The 19,183-nt window shown below is 61.8% G+C and carries 14 protein-coding genes and 1 pseudogene; 10 read left to right on the top strand and 5 right to left on the bottom strand.

Translation table 11 applies throughout. From position 1 onward, the window contains the following. The first annotated feature begins 367 nt into the window (after window positions 1-367). Genes P0D73_RS27920 through P0D73_RS27910 form a run of 3 tightly spaced genes read left to right on the top strand, consistent with a single transcriptional unit; the run spans window position 368 to window position 3,119 of the window. On the top strand, window positions 368-1,429 hold the full coding sequence (locus tag P0D73_RS27920) for a DNA-binding protein (RefSeq protein ID WP_408433626.1): 1,062 nt from the start codon (window positions 368-370) through the stop codon (window positions 1,427-1,429). Further along, window positions 1,426-1,923: a hypothetical protein gene (locus P0D73_RS27915; protein WP_408433623.1), complete on the top strand. Its 498-nt coding sequence runs from the start codon at window positions 1,426-1,428 to the stop codon at window positions 1,921-1,923. Before P0D73_RS27920 ends, P0D73_RS27915 begins: the two co-directional genes overlap by 4 nt. Then, on the top strand, window positions 1,875-3,119 hold the full coding sequence (locus tag P0D73_RS27910; protein ID WP_408433621.1) for a tyrosine-type recombinase/integrase: 1,245 nt from the start codon (window positions 1,875-1,877) through the stop codon (window positions 3,117-3,119). Before P0D73_RS27915 ends, P0D73_RS27910 begins: the two co-directional genes overlap by 49 nt. A gap of 7 nt (window positions 3,120-3,126) precedes the next feature. On the opposite strand, the gene P0D73_RS27905 is transcribed toward P0D73_RS27910, so the two are convergent. Next, window positions 3,127-4,218, bottom strand: coding sequence for a hypothetical protein (locus tag P0D73_RS27905; RefSeq protein ID WP_408433618.1), 1,092 nt, complete (start codon window positions 4,216-4,218; stop codon window positions 3,127-3,129). Between the two features lie 1,352 nt (window positions 4,219-5,570). Here P0D73_RS27905 and P0D73_RS27900 point away from each other — a divergent pair. From P0D73_RS27900 to P0D73_RS27885, 4 genes and pseudogenes are all read left to right on the top strand, one after another. Continuing rightward, window positions 5,571-7,055 (top strand): tyrosine-type recombinase/integrase, encoded by a 1,485-nt coding sequence (locus P0D73_RS27900; RefSeq protein ID WP_408433616.1) that lies wholly within the window; start codon window positions 5,571-5,573, stop codon window positions 7,053-7,055. Between the two features lie 3 nt (window positions 7,056-7,058). Further along, entirely contained in the window at window positions 7,059-10,679 is a 3,621-nt protein-coding gene (locus tag P0D73_RS27895; protein WP_408433613.1) for a VPA1269 family protein, read from the top strand. 37 nt (window positions 10,680-10,716) lie between these two features. After that, window positions 10,717-11,454 carry a gamma-mobile-trio protein GmtX gene (gmtX, locus tag P0D73_RS27890; RefSeq protein ID WP_408433611.1) on the top strand — a complete coding sequence of 246 codons (738 nt, stop codon included), beginning with the start codon at window positions 10,717-10,719 and terminating at the stop codon, window positions 11,452-11,454. A gap of 74 nt (window positions 11,455-11,528) precedes the next feature. Next, window positions 11,529-12,434, top strand: a pseudogene (locus tag P0D73_RS27885) (glycosyl transferase family 1); the annotation flags it as partial. A gap of 104 nt (window positions 12,435-12,538) precedes the next feature. Here P0D73_RS27885 and P0D73_RS27880 read toward each other — a convergent pair. After that, complete coding sequence (locus tag P0D73_RS27880) at window positions 12,539-13,024, bottom strand: hypothetical protein (protein WP_408433608.1); 486 nt, start codon at window positions 13,022-13,024, stop codon at window positions 12,539-12,541. Between the two features lie 287 nt (window positions 13,025-13,311). Between P0D73_RS27880 and P0D73_RS27875 the strand changes: the two genes are divergently transcribed. Further along, window positions 13,312-14,010 carry a cadmium resistance transporter gene (locus P0D73_RS27875; RefSeq protein WP_408433606.1) on the top strand — a complete coding sequence of 233 codons (699 nt, stop codon included), beginning with the start codon at window positions 13,312-13,314 and terminating at the stop codon, window positions 14,008-14,010. Between the two features lie 126 nt (window positions 14,011-14,136). Here P0D73_RS27875 and P0D73_RS27870 read toward each other — a convergent pair whose 3' ends face one another. After that, entirely contained in the window at window positions 14,137-14,466 is a 330-nt protein-coding gene (locus P0D73_RS27870; RefSeq protein WP_132373752.1) for a hypothetical protein, read from the bottom strand. A 264-nt stretch (window positions 14,467-14,730) separates the two neighbouring features. On the opposite strand from P0D73_RS27870, the gene P0D73_RS27865 reads away from it, so the two are divergent. Continuing rightward, the gene (locus P0D73_RS27865; RefSeq protein ID WP_408433603.1) at window positions 14,731-15,615 is read left to right on the top strand and encodes a class I SAM-dependent methyltransferase; all 885 of its coding nucleotides are present in this window, start codon (window positions 14,731-14,733) and stop codon (window positions 15,613-15,615) included. 269 nt (window positions 15,616-15,884) lie between these two features. Beyond that, on the top strand, window positions 15,885-17,603 hold the full coding sequence (leuA, locus tag P0D73_RS27860; RefSeq protein WP_408433601.1) for a 2-isopropylmalate synthase: 1,719 nt from the start codon (window positions 15,885-15,887) through the stop codon (window positions 17,601-17,603). Window positions 17,604-17,719: 116 nt separating this feature from the next. On the opposite strand, the gene P0D73_RS27855 is transcribed toward leuA, so the two are convergent. Beyond that, window positions 17,720-18,487 carry an amino acid ABC transporter ATP-binding protein gene (locus P0D73_RS27855; RefSeq protein WP_132373749.1) on the bottom strand — a complete coding sequence of 256 codons (768 nt, stop codon included), beginning with the start codon at window positions 18,485-18,487 and terminating at the stop codon, window positions 17,720-17,722. After that, the gene (locus tag P0D73_RS27850; RefSeq protein WP_012433671.1) at window positions 18,487-19,164 is read right to left on the bottom strand and encodes an amino acid ABC transporter permease; all 678 of its coding nucleotides are present in this window, start codon (window positions 19,162-19,164) and stop codon (window positions 18,487-18,489) included. The genes P0D73_RS27855 and P0D73_RS27850 overlap by 1 nt, the downstream gene beginning before the upstream one ends. Window positions 19,165-19,183: the final 19 nt, after the last annotated feature.

The following is a 19,183-nucleotide window of genomic DNA, read 5'->3' as shown; positions in this document are numbered from 1 at the left end:
CAAACGGGACACGTAAGCAGCGCGCTACCTCGTTGCGCTTCCAATGATGCGCGGAACTCCCTGTCGGACGCTTGCACGTCGCGATCCTCGCTGTCCGCGCTTTCCAGTTTGACGACGAACAGTTGAGCGTGCATTGCGCAACCCGGTGACGCCCGGCCTTTCCTCATAGCCGGCTGTGGTGTTGCACCCAAGATTGGCCCAACTTCTGGCGCTATGTTTTCCGGCGATAAGGGCGTTTATCACCGGAACCGTCTCCATTCCTATGCTAAAAACGCCCGCCTAACGTTCGGCGCGTGCGTGAACTAGACTCAAGCTGTTGCCGATTCACTGCCGCGCCCCCATCCCGCCGGGGCGCCGGAGTTCCGCCATGGCCCGCCCCGCCGCCATTACCCCCGACCAGATCCGCACCACCGTGCTGGCGATGCTCGCCGAAGCCGGCGACGCGGGAGCCACCGCGTCGGCCTCAGCGCCTTCGCCGCTCTCAGCCGACGCGCCCGTCACCGTTGAACGCTTCCGCCGCGCGGTGTCGGTGCGGCGCCTGCGCGCGCGCTTGGGCGCCGGCGACCCGGCCGTGCTGTCGCGCGCGCTGAACGAGCTCGAGGCCGAACTGGTGCAGGCGGGTATCGCGCACCTCGCGCTGCCCGGCCTGCCGGACGCGATTGCCGAACAGATGCGCGCCCTGTGGGCCGCGGCCGTCGGCGTGCAGCTCGACGACCTCGTCCGGCTGCGCCAGCACGCGCGACAGGCGGCGGCCGAGGCCGACACCGCGCGACACGACGCTGATGTACGCAGCGAAATGCTGCGCCTCGAACTGGGTGAACTGCGTGAGCGGCTCGCCGCCCGCGACACCGAATTGACGGAATTACGCGCCAGCAGCCGCCACGCCGCCGAGCGCGCGCAGACCCTCGCCGCGGACGCGGCGGCGCTGCAGGCGCTGCTCGATACCGCGCGGGACACGCTCGAGGCGCTGCGACATTCCCACACGACGGAACTGGCCGAGGCGCGGAGCCGCTACGACGGCCTGTCGAAGCGCCTGCTGCAGGAGACCGAGCACCAGCGGCATGCGCTCGCCGCCGAACGCGAGCGGCTCACGACGCAGCTCGCCGACGCGCAGACCCGGATCACCGCGCTCGAGGGATTACGCGAGCGGCTGCTCGAAGACGTGGCCAGCGGGCGTGACGCCCACCGGCAGGCGGCGACCGAGGCGGCGGCACTCGCAACCGTCGTGGCCGAACAGCGCCATGCGCTCCAGGCACTGCAGGCCCTTCAGGCACAGCCCGCTCCGCAGGCAACGCAGTGCGCCGCACCAAAACGACCGGCCCGGCACAAGCCCGCGCGAAACGCGAGCCCCGGCCACGCCGGCACGCTCGCCGCCGCACCGGGCCCAAGGTCCCGCTCATCCCGTTCGCGTAAAGGCCCGTCATCATGAACCCCGCCGACTGGGTCGACGGGGGCGTCCTGCCACCGCAGCGGCTGCCGCCCGGCGTCGATGCCGCGCTCGCGTATCTCGAGCAGGCACTCGGTCACGTTCTGTATCGCCGCTGGACCCTCGCCGACCTGAAGCGCGCCGCACCGTCGCTCGCCGATGCGAAGCACGCGCATCCGGCCGTATTCGCGCTGCTGCTCGAGCACGATGCCGCGATCGAGTACTGGGCGCACGGCCGCCTGCATCTCGCGGCTGCCGCCGCAGCGCCCTCACCCGATACCGTGCTCGCCCGCGCGCTGCACGCGCACCGCCGCCGATTCCACTGTCTGCCAGACGGCACCGCGAACAACATAGACGAGACCGGCGTCACTGCGGGCAGTGAGTGTGACGGGGTCTCCCCGTCCGCCGAGGCGCCGGCCCGACCCGCCCCCGTACCTCGGGCGCCGACATGGTGGCACTGGCCGCGCTGGTCCCAACGCCCGGCGGCGATCCGGTAGCGCTGCGCGTTTGGCTGACGCGCGCCGGCCGCTTCATGAACGCGACCACCACCAATTCCCTCGGTGTGACCGACGACGCCCGGGCCCTCGCGCTGTTCCTGCGCGACCGCGCGCAACGCTCACCGCATACCCTGCGTGCGTACCGCACCGAGGTGCGCCGCCTGATCGCCTGGTGCGAGGCGCACCGGCGCGGCCCGTTATCCGACCTGACGCGCGACGACCTGCTCGCCTTCCGGCACACGCTTGGCCCCGCGGGCAGCAGCGGGGGCGCCACATTCGTGGTCCCGTCCCGACCCAACGCCGCGCGTAGTAGCAAACCGTCCCGCAGTGACGCGAGCCGCCGCCGCGCGCTCGCGGTTATCTCGAGCCTGTACCGTTACTGGCAGAAGACGGGCTACCTCGTGATCAACCTGGCCGCCGAGCTGTCGGGTGGTGGAGGCGCCCGCATGACGTGGACGCCGGCGCGGATCCTGCCCGCCCGGGTACTGGCACTGTGCGACACGGTGACGGCCGGCGCACGGCCCCCGGCGCTATCGGTCCTCGTCTGGGCGCGCCGCTGTGCGATCTGGTCGCTGTACCGTTTCGCCGGCGTGCGGCTGGCCGAACTTGAGTGGTCGGCGGAACACGGTCTGCCGCGCCTGAGCGTCGAGCCGGGCGCGACCCCGGCGGTCGGCCCGGCACGCGGATCATCCGGCACGACGGGTGGTCAGTGGACGCTGCACGTGCGCGGCAAGGGCGGCAGGCTCCGCGCGATCCCGTTGCCGTTTCGCTGCGCGCCCGTGCTGCGTGACTATCGCGTCCTGCGCGGTCTGCCTGCCGAGCCCGCGCCATTCGAGTCGGTCCCGCTGGTGCACAGCGAGAAACGCGACGCGCTCGGCCACAGTGGTCTCTACGATGAAGTGAAGGCGGTGTTGCAGGCCGCGGAAGAAACGGTTCCGTCCGGTGACGCGTCGACCCGCGCGCTGCTCCACGCGGCGTCCACGCACTGGTTAAGGCACGGCTACGCGCGCACGCTGGTGGTCGATCACGCGGTGCCGCTCCCCGTTGCGCAGACGTTACTGGGGCACGCGTCGGTGCAGACCACGGCCGCGTATGCGCGCACCGATCTCACGCAGTTGCGCGATTTTGTGGAGGGGAGTTTTCCAGACGTCTGCTCCTCTCGTTCAATGCTACCTGGTGGCTCGAGCGCCTCGTAGATGTCGCTTAACATATTTGCTCGGACCGCTCCGCAACGAGCGAAAAGGTCTGCTCATCGAACTCAACGTTGATTCCACGATAACGGACCGCGTCTCGTGAAATCCTCCGGGCCGGTTTTGGCATAAAGAAGCGGGAGCGCCATCGGGGTATTCGCCACAGCCTTTTAACTCCCACCCAGCGATGTCCCCGAGCGCTTTGCTCACTGTAGATCAGATGCGATTCACCGCGCGTCACGACCTTTGGCAGAACGGCCTCCTGCCGTAAAGCCGCGGGCGGAATTATCTGCCAGTGGGCCTCCACCGTGCGTGCATCAAGAGACTTCGCAAGGCGCGCGCGATCATATCCATGAAGATCTGTCACCTTGACGCGCGAATGCCAAAGGCGCACGAAGCGGACAAACATCACCCAAAAATCACGCATCGTGAGCGTTACGACATCGTCCCCTTGAGGCTTTTGGCTCTCACGTGCATGGAAAATCATCGCGTCGTAGGCGATACCGTACGTCACCAGATCACCTTTCGCCTGCGCGCGCGCGAGGCAAAAAGCCGTGAGGTTTGCCGCTGCCCAGGCTGTAGATGTGCAATGAAAACCAGGCTGGCAAAGCGAAAAATAGAAGCAGGAGGCACTGTATTCATCCGTTGGATCAGCAGGTATTTCGACATCCATTGATTCAACCGTATTCCGCACCGCCTCCAGTTCCCGAAGCGGCCAACAGTCCCGGCTTACGATCTCCCAGATCGGTGCATCAAACAGCGTAGCGACAAGGCTGGTGTGTCGTGAGAGATGTTCAAGGCATATCGAAACGATGCCGTTTTTGCGTTTTTCGGAGCTATCGAAAGATGAGGCATAGTCCCGCAGGCGAGCGTATCGCTTCCTGACGGTCCCAACATCTTCCTCGCCGCAGAATCTGCGCGCGATCCCGGTCGGGCTTGGGCCACCCGCCAGATGGGCGGCCAGACGATACAGGAGCCGCGCCTTGATCTGGTCAAGATGGACAATTCTGCTCTTCTGCCCTAACAGGGGGCCGAGCAACTCAAACAACAGGTAATGACCTTCCTGCGTCGCATCCAAGGCGACCGGCTCGAAGTAAAACGCCATCACGTACTCTCCGGAAGCGGACAAATCCGGAGCCGAATTTGTCCGTGCAGTTTTGCCTCCGCCCTACTAGGCTGACTGAATGGTACTTCAGGCGACAGGCATCGACTTCAATCGCGGAGAGACTGCATCATGGATTCAAGCGAATGCGGAGACCACGATGGTGAACAATTCCTGCGAGCGCACGGCCCTTTAATGAGTGGACGCAGTTTATGGCTCGCCCTCGGTTACCCGACCTCGCAGGCCTTCCGCAAAGCGGTTGAGCGAAATACCGTACCCATCGCGACGTTCCAAATCCCTCACCGCCGTGGCCGTTTCGCGCTGACCCACGCCGTCTTGCACTGGCTGCGCGTCATAACACCAAGCGCTGCAAATGATGACTGACCGTACCACGCGAAGCGACCCACTTACTGAAAGGAGGGGAAAGCCATGCGCTGATCCAGTCGTTGGCTGTGCCTGAAACGAAGGCGCCCGGATGCTTTGCGGACATCCGGGCGCGATCACACTACGTAGTCAGGTTCTTGCGGAACGACTGACTTTAGTGTGGTCCACCTGCCCCCCGGAAGTCAACCGGGTTCTCTGCTCGCGCGCCAGCGCGACCGCGAGGAAGGTGTCTCCCCTGCCTTTCAGGGGAGCGTTCGCGCACGCCTACTCTCCTATTTCCGCAAAGCAACGCGCCTGCATGCTCGCGTCGGTCCGGTTGCCAATGCCGGAAGGGGCACGATACCGCCGCAGCATGCACGGTCCTCTGTGCGTCACCACCGGTGGCCAAGGAGCGAGGCAATGAAAGCAGCCAACAGGCCCTCAGAACGGCAATCATCACGTCCGCCCACGGGCCAATCCAGTCCGGATCGGAAGCGCATCCGGCAAGGTGCCGACCGGCCTGACGACATGACAATCCGGAGCCGTCCACTGCATCTGGTGTCGGTAACGCAACCGATTATGGACACCCCGGACCGTGGCTGGCTCATGAACCGGATCGAGCAGCGTAAGGGCACCGTAGATCCTGCCGGGCCTGTATCAGCAGTGGAGGACGCATACCGCGATTCGACCCGCATCTGCGCCAGGAGGACGAGGTTAATTGATGGCTCCTGCGAGCCCTGCAGGTTCCGTCCCAAACCGCATCAGCGCGCCATGTCCCCAATCCAATGGATCGGAGCGCTGCGTGTACCTCAAAACCTTGCACATTTCCTCGGGCACGCGTCGGTGCAGACCACAGCCGTCTACGCGAAGACCGATCTGGCACAAACGCGTGCGCCCGTCGAGGGACGGTTTCCACCGCGTCTCCCCTTGAGTAATCCGGGAAATCTCGAAAGCCCTGTTGCACCGGATCGGAAGCAGTCCGACATAAAGGGATGGACGCCATGAGCCCTGTACAACGCACGACGCTAGCGTGGGTACCGGTCCTGACTCCTCCTGGCTCGTCGATCCCGCTTCTGTTCTTTCCTCAGGGAAACATCTGCTACGAATTCTATGCATTTCTCACCCGCCCGTCATTTCGAGGGAAATCCGGAGCGTGGCAACGCCTTCATGCGCAGGCAGTGGCACTTCTTTACGAATTCTATGCCACAAACGGCAGTCCACAATCGCTCGCGTCCCAGACTGACGCAGATTCACTGATTGCCGACTTCGTCCAAGCTCTCCTCTTTGGCACCGTACAAGCTGACGGAACGGATCCCAAGGGAATGTACTGGCGAGCAAACAGTGCCGACCATGCAAAACAGATTCTCGATGCGGCGCGAAGGTTTGGCGCATTCCTCGAAGAGGAAGGGTCACTGGTCACGCTTCATCCGACGGTAGCCTATAGAGCCGACTGGTTGAAGCACCAATTCGCCTTCGCGATGCGACGCAACACGTCAATGCTGGCCCACCTGAAAAACGAGCGTGATTATCTCGCCGCGCCTGAATCGACACCGTTCGAACGACAAATCAGACAGGGACGTGGGAAAGGTCGCCCCATAGCCTTCCCCAAGCCGTTGGAAGCCGAATTTTTCTCAACGGGACTATTTGCCCGTCGGCCGCGCAACCGGCTTCAGAGCGTCTGCCCCCACACAGTGCGCGACACGCTCTACTTCCTGTTGCTCATGTACGGAGGACTTCGCAAATCCGAACCTTTACACCTTTTCCTGCAGGATGTCGTAGCCGATCCCGATCAGCAGGGATGCGCACTGGTTTTTCTGTTTCACCCGGAGACCGGCTCCGTACCCGGAGAACGCGCTCGCCGGAATGAGTATCTCCGTGTGCGGTACCAGCGCGTTCCGCGCAACCTACTGGCCATTACGGACCCTCTATTTGCAGGGTGGAAGTCAATGCTGCTTGATGAAACGACGCGGATCACGGGTCCGCGGACCCGTGTCTACTGGCGCAATCTGGAAGCGGGTCGCCTCTTCTGGCAGCTACATAAAGTTTATATAAGCATCGTCCGCCCGAAACGGACGAATCACCCTTACTACTTTGTCAGCCTCTCAGGGACGAGCATAGGACGCCCGATGACGATCGACACAGTCGACGACGCGTTCGAGCGCGCGCTAGCGCGCATGGACCTCTCACCCGATGCCAGCGCCGGTCTGAATCCGCACGGCATGCGACACCTCTACGCACAGGAATTGGTAGACGCCGGCCTCGACCCCGCAGTCATTCAGATATGCCTGCACCACACGAGCGTCGCGTCCCAAATTACATACATACGGCCTACCCCAGGGCGGCTCGTGGACATCCTGAAAAAAGCGGCCGACAAGATTGATCGGGGGCACCTTGATTTCGATCCGTCATCGCTAGGCATCAGGTGGAAGAGCGACCCTCTTGGCATCTTCGCTCCCAAAAAACGTGGAGAAACATAAGACATGAAAGACAGGAAAAGGTTTGGTGTTGGCCCGGGCGTCAACCCTCGAAAGAGAAGCATGGCGAACAAAGCGCGTCTCCGCACGTTTCTTGAGCAATGCGCCCGCGGGGAGGCGGAGTTGCCGACGCGTGGTCTGAAAGTTAACTACGTTGCACTGTCCCACCTACTCTTTTCGACGGCAGGCTCCATCAAGGCAGAAAATCGCCCGCTGCGAGAAATGGTCGAAGAATATGTCGCGAAACATCCCATCACCTATGCTGGCGACAACCGGGAAATTCGGGCAAACGCAGCCGTACTGGGACTGCTCGACACCACAAATCCTCAGCGTCCCTCGGCTTCCAAAGATCCGTGTTCGGACAACGAAGTATTGGAACGGCTGAATCGCTATCTTGATCAATGTCGCAATGGCGAGGTTACTCTCCCACGCACTCGTACCAGGCCCAATTACGCCCTTATCGCGAAAACTCTTTATGACGACCATCCACACCGCCCTCGCCTAGGAATGTCAACGACCTATAAGCCGCTGATCGATGCCTGTTTCGACGACGTTTATGGGGCCAACATCTCGCATGTTACGAGATCAATTTCAGTAATGTTCGAAGGATTGCTGCGCACGGGACCCGTGTTGATCAATCCATCGGCAACGCAGATTGCGATAGTTGACTGGGATATCGCTTCTTTCCAAGCCGAAATGGCCGCCGTCGAAATCTCTGTGGCTGCCGAATTCACCTGCCCCGCTGCATTCAAAAGTACATATGAAAGCTGGCGAGAAATAGCCACACAACAGCAGTTTGCCGACTGGCTCAACCGTATACTCGCAGCCAACATTTTCCGTGGTACGAGCCTCGGCGCACTACCCTGCTTCGTCCTCGCTGAAATGCGAAACCACGGACTCGTTCTCTCTACCATTGGCTACGCGGCTCGAGTCGTCTCCCCTCCGTTCTTGATAGATTCCGCGAAACGTGTCAGCAGCAGGTTCACGCCGTTCGAATTGAAGCTGGTCGAAAGAGAGGGCCACAACAAGATGGCACTACTGGCAATGTTGCTTTGCATGGAGCCGCTTCACAAAATCTCCGATTTTCCCCTTCGCGAATTCAACCAGACACTGCGCGCAATGATGGAGCAGTTTCCGATGATTGACAGAGAGCAAGTCCGATTTCTCGCGTCTCTACGTCGGCTAGCGCGCGCACTTGACCTTATGGCGCTCGAAGACCGCAATTCATTTCAGCCTTTGGCTCGCGTACAGATCGAACAGGTTTCGCTTGACGGGGGATGGCGCAAAAAGGGGGCGACGGCAGATCCGTTGATGCTGTCGGTCAACCCGGTTGTACGCGAATGGGGATGCGCGTTCCGCAAGTACATTGACGCACAGCATTGGAAAACGCCAGGCGCGCGAACCGACAGGTTCCATGCGGTATTGACCTTTCTCGAATGCGAGCCGGCCCCATCCTCATTGCATGCAGAAGATTTGCGCTGCAGGATGTTCGGAGCCGAGCATCGCCTTTATGACTGGCTTTGCGAACATGGCACATTGTCTGGCGCAGGGCAGGCACTACGGGACCTTTTCCATTTTTTCGTCTGGCTCGACGAGCAGGATCCGAACTTCGTCATACCTCTGAAAAGATCGGACCTTATCCCAGGGCGGCGTGGTCCGTCGAAGACGACCAAGGCACTTATTCCACGCACTATCCTCGACGAAGCCAAAAGCATCTGTCGAGAACTCATTGAGGCAGCATTTTCCGGGCAGACGGAGCTGCCAGACACCATTCACTGCGCCAAGGGATTTACGAACGCCTTGGGTTGCACGTTTGCAGAGCCTGGCACTGGATTCGTTGCCAAATTCGTGCCTGTGCTGCCAGTGCTTCTTTACTTGGTATTGACTCTTCCGATCAGGAGTGTCCAGGCACGTCTTCTCGATAGCGGAGAAGCCGACAATGAGTTTCCGATTGCCTCGCCGGGCGACACTCCTATCGGCGAGCGGATCAAGTGGATATCCAATCCCGGCCCGCTCGCAAAAATGGGGCGCGCCGAAGGATGGCTTCGGCGCATCCGCGACACGTCGGTGTGGAAAGAGTACCTCGGTTTCTGGATCAACACGAACAAGACAACGGCCATAGGGCGTGGTGATGCTCAGGATTTCGGGTACGAAATTCCGTGGCAGCACGACGAACTCATTGGCACGCTTATGCGGCTTCGTGACTGGCAGATTGCCAACAACCCGATCGAGAAGCTCAGTTCCCGTGCAGATCTGTTCGAAAGACACCTGCGCCCAACGGCCGCCCTCGCGAAACTGATGCCGGCATACGCCTACCTGTTCCGCCATCCAAAGGAGACTGATCTGACCTGCTGGCACGAACCTGTGCGCTATGAGTCGGTGAATCAATTTTTCCTGACGTTGATGGATGAAATCGAGGCACGCCGCTACAACACACCCAATGAGATCAAACTTGTCCTGACACGCGACAGTGCCGGCCGCCCTGCGTCATCGATTTTCACAGTTCATGGCCTGCGCGTGGCAGGCATTACCGCATTCGCCGAGGCTGGTGTACCCGCGCCGATCATCGCCGAGTTCCTTGCAGGTCACATGACTGTGCTGATGACTGTCTACTACGAGAGGTTCGGGCCGGCCACCGTTACAAGGATGCTTAACGACGCCTTGCAGGCACTCGACAGGGAACGGATTTCGAATTCGCTGTCAGGTGCAAGCGACATTGAGCACCTCAAAAGTAAGTTTGTCTCAGAACGGATCGATGCGTTCAACACTGCAGCAGACATAACCCCTTCTCTTTGGGCGCTCAAGATCGACGGCATCTGTCCCAACGGGCAGACTAGGTGCGCCGAAGGCGGTGCAAAGGAACGCGGTTCAGTGTATGGCCCCGTTCCCGGTGGAGCCCGCAATTGCCCTCTATGCAGATTCTGGCTAACAGGCCCCGCGTTCATGGCGGGACAAGCGATCACGCTCAATGCACAACTTTACCGGCTGCGGGAAAAGAGTGAAGTGCTGGTCAGCCTGCATGCGCGCCTGAGAACACTGGACGCGAGCGATGGCAAGCGCGACGCGATGGAGCATTCCATCGACGCTATCGAAGCCGAGATCGATCTGATGATTGGTACCCTGCAAGCCCGCTATAGGCTTGCAATGGCCTCTCTCCAACTATCCGAACGGGACAGGACCACAGGCGAGAACCCGACCTTCTCCATGGTCTCGCGAGGCGGTCGAGACGATGCAGAGAGGTCACTAACCGAAGTTACCGATTTCAGGATGCTCGATTTCCTTAGTCGCAGCATCGAGATATTCCCTGAGATTGACTGCGGGTCCGCAGTCTTCAAACGCAATCTGTTTCTGGACAACCTCCTCGAGAAGGAAGGATTCGACGCGATGCTGTTCCGACTCCCTACGGAAGCGGCACACCGGGCCGGCAATGCACTTGGCAAGTTTCTTGGGGATCTAGCTGGCGACGAGATACTCGATGACATCGCCGACGGAACACGCACCCTCCAAAGCTTCGGGATTGAGCGCATACAGGAAGGGATGGAAAAGATAATGGGTCACCCTGTACGGTTTGTGTCACACACTTCGCCAGACGCTCCCCGTCCCAGACGTCGCCTTTCTTCCAAGTGACTGAAAGGAAACAGATGGAACGTATGGGAACCAAATTGTGACCACATATCAGAAGCCTGACCTGTCAAAGATTGCCTTTCGCGACGACCCTCGCTGGACTGCAGTTGCTGCATTGTTTGAGCAGCTTTGTGCCGACAAACATACCCCTCAGGCGCAAGCTACGCTAGCGCGTATTGGCTGGGCGATTGTGACCCTTGATGGCGCTAGCGCTACCATCACGGCTGCAGCAGTTGGCAAGCTATGCGTCGATACCTGGGGCGGGCCACGAGCGCAGTCCATCGCAAACGACCAAGCCGGGTATGCGAAGCTCGTAGCTTTTGCCAAAGCAGCACAAGCGGTTCGCACCGAACGCAAACGCCCACCGTCCCGCAAGGACGATCTACTGTCTCGCATTAACGACCCGATGGCGCGTGCGGAGGTGCAGCTACTCGTTGCTGAGTTACAGACGTCGAGAAGTCAGGTCGCAACCTTGCGAGCTGGGTTACGGCGAGTCGAAGCGTTAGGCCCGATCACCGCGGCTCTCGCTCAGTACAGAATTGAAAGCCTAGAGCAACTGGCCGACTTGCTAAGAGAGAGCAAGCGCCCGACCGGGCACACGTTCACTAGCGACGAAAAAGACTCGGTCCACAGGTTTCTTGCGGCGCTTGACGCCGAGGGGTTCACTGTCAATGAGTCGACCGGCGAACTATTCGGTCGTACTGGCCGACGACTGGCGCGCAATGGCTTTGTTCATGTATTGCGGCGGATAGCCGAATCCCTGGACACGAACTCCTGATCAAACGATACTGGTAGGATACTCTTGTATCCCATTGTTTTCATTGACTTAGTACCGGCTTCACCCCCCGTAGTGGGGAATGTCTGAAAACGATCCGCGACTTTGCCGAGGCGGAACAGCCTGACGTGCTCTACATGCCGAGCGTCGGCATGTTCGCGCTCACGGTGTTCATGTCGAATCTGCGTATTGCGCCGCTGCAGATCGTCGGCCTCGGTCACCCCGCCACGACTCACTCCGACAAGATCGACTACGTCAGCGTCGAGGAAGATTATGTCGGCGATCCCGCCTGCTTCAGCGAACGTTTGATGAAGCTGCCGAAAGACGGTCAACCGTACCGGCCCTCGGTAGCGCTGCCGGACATCGTCGCGCAGATTCCGCCGTCACGCGAAACGCTGAAGATCGTCATCACGGCCAGCGCGATGAAGCTCAATCCCGGCTTTCTCGAAGCGTGCCGTGAGATCGGCGCGCGCGCGGCGACGCCGGTCCAGTTTCACTTCATGAGCGGCGTGCCCTTCGGCTTGCCGCTCGAGCGCATGCGCGATGTGATCCGCCAGACACTGCCGAGCGCCGTCGTGCACGGCTTTCACGAATACGCGGGCTATCTGGCGCGCGTCAATCGCTCCGATCTGTTTCTAAGCCCGTTTCCGTTCGGCAATACCAACGGTATCGTCGACGCGCTCACGCTGGGTTTGCCCGGCATCTGCAAACGCGGGCCGGAAGTGTTCGAGCGGATCGACGGCGCGCTGTTCGAGCGTGTGGGCATGCCGTCGTGGACCACGGCGGAGAGCGTCGAGGATTACATCGCCGCCGCCGTGCGGATGATCGACGCGCATAACGAGCGCGCAGCCTTGCGGCAGCGTCTGATCGATACGCGGGCCGTGGAACGTTGCTTTGAAGGGCGGCCGCAGGCGTTCGGTGAATGCGTGCTGGAACGGGTGCGGGGGAAGCAACGCCGGTGCAAGGAAGAAGCGATGGCTTGAGATTCGGCGCCGCTCAGTGCGCTACCCGGTCGCCACCCGGTCGCATGATGCCCGGGGTCACGAGATTATTCGGCGCCGGGCCGCCGTACCCGTGCGCCGATACGCTACTCGGTCGCGTTAGGGCTCGCCGTTACAAGATCAGCCGGCGCCAGCCAGTTGAACACGTCCAGCGTCGGCCCGTGGAAGGTGCACTCCGCGGCTGCTGGCGTGGCGGTCTTCTTAGGTTTGGCGGGCTTGAGCGAAAGCGCTGTTGCCGATGCATCTGAGGCGCCCGCTGCACCTGCTCCACCAGCAGTCACAGCGGAAGCCGCCGGCGCACCCGAAGCTGCAAGCGGCGCACTGGCTGCACCCGCCTCCGCAGTCTCGGACGCCGGAACCGCCACACGTTCGATCGATCCCTCAACCACCACTCGCGAGCCATAGATGCCTGCGCCCGCATGAGTGATCTTCAGCGGATCCGCCGACGTTGCCGCCAGCTTGCTTCGCATCAACTGCTCGCACGCGTCCGTGTTCTTATAGACGGCCGTGCACGCCGCCAGCAGCGCGGCAGCGGTCGTGACGCAGGCGATAGAGAGAATCCGAATCTTCATTGGTGTTCCGTTTTTCAAGCCGTCGGCAATTGTAGCTTACGGCCTGCTTGAGCGGCGCCGGCTTCGAGCGCCGGCAGCGCGCGAGCCGCGTAAGGCGATCGACACTTTCACCGCGCATCCAGCGCGCCCGAAACCCAGTGACTGCTTGACCGCGGCGGCTCGCATCGGCATCGTGTTGACCGGCCGCCATTCGATCGGCGCGCTGCCGACGTTGCGACGGGGCCCTCGCGATGCGCATCGCTTCGCCTTGTCACGCTTTCTCACTGTGTACCGACCGGCTTTCCCGCATGTTCAGCCTTGCCCTGCTCGCCATCGCGGGTTACACCGCTACCAACGTCGACAACCTGTTCGTGCTGCTCGCCTTCCTGGCGGAAGCCGGCGACGAGCGGCGTCGCGTGATCGCCGGGCAGTATGCCGGCTCGCTAATCCTGATCGCGGGGTCGGCGCTGCTCGCCGCATTGCTCAAGCACTTGCCGGCTGGTTACGTCGGTTTGCTCGGCATTTTGCCGATCGGCGTGGGGCTCGGCAAAGCGTGGGAGCGCTTTGGTCCCGGCAGCCCGCAGCAGGAGGAAGCGGCGCGAATCGAAACGGCGCCACCCGCATCATCCGGGCCGGCCGGGTCGGGGTATCCGGCTAGTGCAGAGAATCAGGCAAGCTCGCCCGCTTCAACCATCCCATCCCACGCAAACCGCGCCTCATCCTGGTGGACTGTAGCGTGCGTGGCCGTCGCCAACGGTTCCGACAATCTCGCCGTCTATGTGCCTCTGTACGCCAGTCATTCGCACAACGCGGGCGCATTCATCTCGCTGATCTTTATCGTGATGATCGGGTTCTGGTGCGCCGGCGCGGTGTGGCTGGTGGAGCATCCGTTGCTGGGCGCACCGATCCGGCGCTATGGCACCGCGCTGCTGCCGCTGATCCTGGTGATCATCGGCGTCTCGGTGATCGTGCAGAACGATACGCTGCGGATCATGTTCGGACTCTGACCAGTGCCCGCATGTGGGGAACGCACGGCCCATTACCCGAAAAAGCCCAATTGAACAACACGGTCCGTGCAGGGATGCGCTGCAGTCCAACGCGCGATGCGGCACGACCGTCGTCCACGCGAGCGCTCAATTCGACGGCATTTGCGGTTGCACGTAAGTGCGCACGCCGGCGAGCGGCGAACCGTAACCGCCGGAATTGGTGTGATTCGGCAAGCCGTTGACCAGCTGCGCACGCGGGTCGGTCGGGTTCAGGTTCAATTCGCCTGCCTGCTGGTTGCCGTGCGTCGGATATTCGCTGCCGCGCGCCGCGTTCGGCATCAAACGCGTGCTGTTTTGCGGCGCGTTCATGTCGTCCTGCGGGCTCAAACCTTGCGCTCCCGCCTGCGCCGCAATCGCGCACGCGGCCGCGCACAGCAAAACCCGCCCTACCCGCGACATCGTCGATGTTCGTTTCATACCTGCCTCCGGCAAAATGAAATGAAGGAAATCAAGTCGCGTCCGGCACACAACAAGCCCGCTCGCGACGCCAAACGCTGATCACACCATTTATACGCGCCATGCCGCGCTTCGGATTCGGCGACGTAAGCGCGAGTCGCGGTAAACAGAGAAACTGGCGGGTATGGCCTTTTATTCCGGGCCGCGGCGGCAGACACGCAAATCCAGCGAGCGCCTATCCTTATGCCGATTACCGATTTCCTTCCCGCGCGATCGCGCCCGATAATGGACGTCATGAACCTTCGACCCAATCTCCAGTCTCGTGCGCTGCGCGCCACACTCGCGGCACTGACCGCAACGCTGTTGCTGGCGGCCTGCGCCGGCCCATCGGCCTCGACTTCCGCGTCCGCGTCGTCCAGTCCGGCGCTGCTCGACGCGGCGATTGCCGGACCACAACGCGGCGACAAGGCCCGCGCCCGCGACGTCTACCGTCATCCGCGGGAAACGCTGCAATTCTTCGAACTTACGCCGTCGCAAAGCGTGCTGGAGATCGAGCCGGGCGGCGGCTGGTACACGGAGATCCTGGCGCCGTATCTGCACGACCACGGCAAGCTCTACGAGGCGCAGTACGACGGCCCACAGGGGACGCCGTCGGCGGAAGCGCAGGCCAATCGGGCAGCATTTGCGCGCAAACTGGCGGCCACGCCCGCCGTCTACGGCAACGTCGTGGTCGGCACGCTGCACGCCGGCCAGTTCAGCGGTTTTCCGGCCGATGCCAGCTTCGACGAGGTACTGACCTTCCGCAACATCCATAACTGGATCAAGGACGGCCAGATCGACGCCAACCTGCGCGCCTTCTACGCGGCGCTCAAGCCGGGCGGCGTGCTCGGCGTCGAGGAACACCGCGCGGCGCCGAGCACTTCGCTGCAACAAACCATCGACACCGGCTATGTGACCGAAGACTACGTGATCGAACATGCGCGCGCGGCCGGCTTCGAACTGGCCGGCAAGAGCGAAGTAAACGCCAACCCGCGCGACAGCAAAAATTACCCCAACGGCGTCTGGTCGCTGCCGCCGACCTTCGAGGGCGGCGACGTCGACCGGGCGAAATATGCGGCCATCGGCGAATCGGACCGCATGACCTTGCGCTTCGTGAAGCCGGCGCACTGATCTCGCGCCGCACGGGGGCGGCGCTTGACGCCGTCCCAATAATATGTTCCTATTGCGCACTATGTACCGCGCCCAGACCATCCTATCGCTACTACTAGCCCCCTCTACCGGGCTAGGTCTGCTGCTGCGCGCTTCCATCTGAACCACACGAAGCACCGCTCAATTCCCCAGTAACTGACCCAGCCCCGGTTTCCGACCGGCGGCCCAGTTGTGTCTTTTCGTCGTCCGGTCGACTCCCAGCTACCTGGTCTCACCCACGGATGATGAAAATGTTGAAGAACCCTGCTACCAAATACCGCTCGTTCAAACCGGTCAACTTGACGGATCGCCAGTGGCCGTCGCGCACCATCACGCACCCGCCGATCTGGATGAGCACCGACCTGCGCGACGGCAATCAGTCGCTCTTCGAGCCGATGGACGCGCAGCGGAAGATGCGCATGTTCAAGACGCTGGTGCAGATCGGCTTCAAGGAAATCGAAGTCGCGTTTCCGTCCGCTTCGCAGACCGACTTCAATTTCGTGCGTGAGTTGATCGAAGGCGGCCATATTCCCGACGACGTCACCATCGAAGTCTTGACGCAAGCGCGCGACGACCTGATCGAGCGCACCTTCGAATCCTTGCGTGGCGTGCCGCGCGCCATCGTCCACTTGTACAACGCGACCGCGCCGGAATTCCGCAAGATCGTCTTCAATCTGGACAAGAGCGGCGTGAAGGAACTGGCGCAAAACGCTGCCCGCACGATGAAGCGGATCGCCGAGACCATGCCGGAAACGCACTTCACGTTCCAGTACAGCCCGGAAGTGTTCAGCGGCACCGAAATCGAATTCGCCAAGGAAGTCTGCGACGCCGTGTTCGACATCTGGCAACCGACGCCGCAACACAAGGCCATCGTCAACTTGCCGGCCACCGTCGAAATGTCCACGCCGAACATCTACGCGGACCAGATCGAGTGGATGCACCGCAATCTCAAGCGCCGCGATTCGCTGTTCATCTCCGTGCATCCGCATAACGATCGCGGCACCGCGGTGGCGGCCGCTGAACTCGCCGTGATGGCCGGGGCGGATCGTATCGAAGGCTGCCTGTTCGGCAACGGCGAGCGCACCGGTAACGTGGACCTCGTCACGCTCGCGTTGAACCTCTACACGCAGGGCGTCGATCCGGGGCTCGACTTCTCGAACATCAACGAAGTCGCGCGCACCGCGGAAGAATGCACGCAATTGCCGATCCATCCGCGTCATCCGTATGTCGGCGATCTGGTATTCACGGCCTTCTCGGGCTCGCATCAGGATGCGATCAAGAAGGGCTTCGCGGTGCAGAAACCGGACGCCGTCTGGGAAGTGCCCTACATGCCGATCGATCCGGCCGATCTCGGCCGCACCTACGACTCGGTGATTCGCGTGAACAGCCAGTCGGGCAAAGGCGGCATCGCCTATCTGCTCGAGCAGGGCTACGGCGTCGTGTTGCCGCGCCGCCTGCAAGTGGACTTCAGCTCGGCCGTGCAGCGCTTCACCGACGACAGCGGCCAGGAAGTCACGTCCGCGCAGATCTGGGAATTGTTCCAGCAGGAATATGTGCAGAACACGGCGCCGATCCACTACGTCGGTCACAGCCTGTCCGAGCGTGAAGGACGCGAGCACATCAAACTCACGGTCGACATTAATGGCACGCGGCGCGTGTTGACCGGTGAAGGCAATGGTCCGCTCGACGCGTTGATGCACGCGATCGGCGTGCCGGTGCGGATTCAGCACTATGAAGAACGCGCGTTGACGCAGGGTGCGGATGCCCGCGCGGTGGCAGTCGCCGAAATGGCCGGCGCCGATGTGACCGGCAGCGCGTTCGGCGTCGGCATCGATGCCAATCTGGTGACGGCGTCGATTCGCGCGGTGATCAGCGGCGTGAATCGCGCTTACGCACGGGTCAATGCGCAGGCGAAGGAGAGCTTCTTCGACGCCGCGATGAACGATGCCACGGAGAGCGTGGGGGTCTAAGGTTCTCTGCCGTTGGTGGTCAATTTGTAGCGGTTATATGCGCAGGGGGCGTCTCGACGACGCCCCCTTTTTTTATCCAACCGCATCGCGGGCGTGACTGCCTTTCAGGTCCGGCGTCATTGAGTCCATTCATCCGGCAGACTGTGCGTCAACGTCGACACGAAACGCTCGGTTTCCGGCGCGCGCGGCTGCATGAAGATCTCGCGCGACGGCCCGGCCTCCACCACCACGCCGTTGTTCAGAAACACCACGTCACGCGCGATCGTCGCGGCGAGCCGCAAATCGTGCGTGGCCATCAGCATGGTCATGCCTTCGGTGGCGAGTTGCTTGAGCACCTCCACCACTTCCGCGGCGAGACCGGGGTCGAGCGCCGAGGTCGGCTCGTCGCACAACAACACTTCCGGCGACGGCGCCAACGCCCGCGCAATCGCCACACGCTGTTGTTGCCCGCCGGAGAGCGTCGAAGGCCATGCATCCGCCTTCTGCGCGATGCCGACCTTCTCCAGCAGTTCGTCGGCGCGAGCCCGCGCCTTGTCCTTGTCCCACTTCAGAACGGTCACCAAGCCTTCCATCACGTTCTGCCGCACGGTGAGATGCGGAAAGAGCTGGAAATTCTGAAACACCATGCCGGTGCGGCGGCGAATCGTCAGCACCGCGTCGCGCGAGGGCCGGTGGTCGCGACTGAATTCCAGCCGCTGATCGCCGAGTTCGAGCGAACCGGACTCGGGAATCTCGAGCAGATTCACGCAACGCAAAAGCGTGCTCTTGCCGCTGCCCGATGGACCGATCAACGCGGTGACATTCCCCGAGGCGAGTTGCAGATCGACCGAGTTGAGCACCCGTTGACCACCGAAGTACTTGTCGATTTTTTCCAGTCGGATCATCAGTTGCCTGCCTGGAAAAGTGCGTGACGGCCGAACTTGCGCTCGAGCCTGACTTGCGCCGACGACAACACCGAGCTGAACACCAGATAGACCAGTGCGGCTTCCGTGTACAGAATCAGCGGCTCGTAAGTCACCGACGCGATCCGCTGCGCCGCCTGAAATACCTCGGGCACGGTCAGCACCGCGGCGAGCGAGGTGTCCTTCACCAGCGCGATAAACGAATTGGACAACGGCGGCAACGCGACGCGCGCCGCTTGAGGCAGGATCGCACGACGCAGAGCCTGCTCGCGCGTCATCCCCATCGAATACGCCGCCTCCCACTGCCCTTTTGGAATCGACTCGATCACGCCGCGTATCACTTCGGAGTTGTACGCGCCGACATTCAGCGAAAAGCCGATGATCGCCGCCGTCAACGGATCGAGCACGATGCCCACGTTCGGCAAGCCGTAGAAGATCACGAACAGTTGCACGAGCAACGGCGAGCCGCGAAACAGCCACACGTAGAAGCGCACGATCGCCACGGCCCACTTCGGCCCGAACAGGCGGACCAGCGCGACGAGGAACGCCAGCGCAAGTCCGATCGCAAACGATATCAGCGTAAGCGGCACGGTAAACACGAGCCCCGCATACAGCAGGGGCCACAGCGACTGCGCCATCAGATGCAACCATGCCGGCATGATTCAGACTCGCGGAAGG

Source organism: Paraburkholderia sp. RL18-101-BIB-B (assembly GCF_046026985.1).
Classification (GTDB): domain Bacteria; phylum Pseudomonadota; class Gammaproteobacteria; order Burkholderiales; family Burkholderiaceae; genus Paraburkholderia.
Note: the sequence above shows the minus strand (reverse complement) of the source record. Positions and strands in the feature narration are given on the sequence as shown.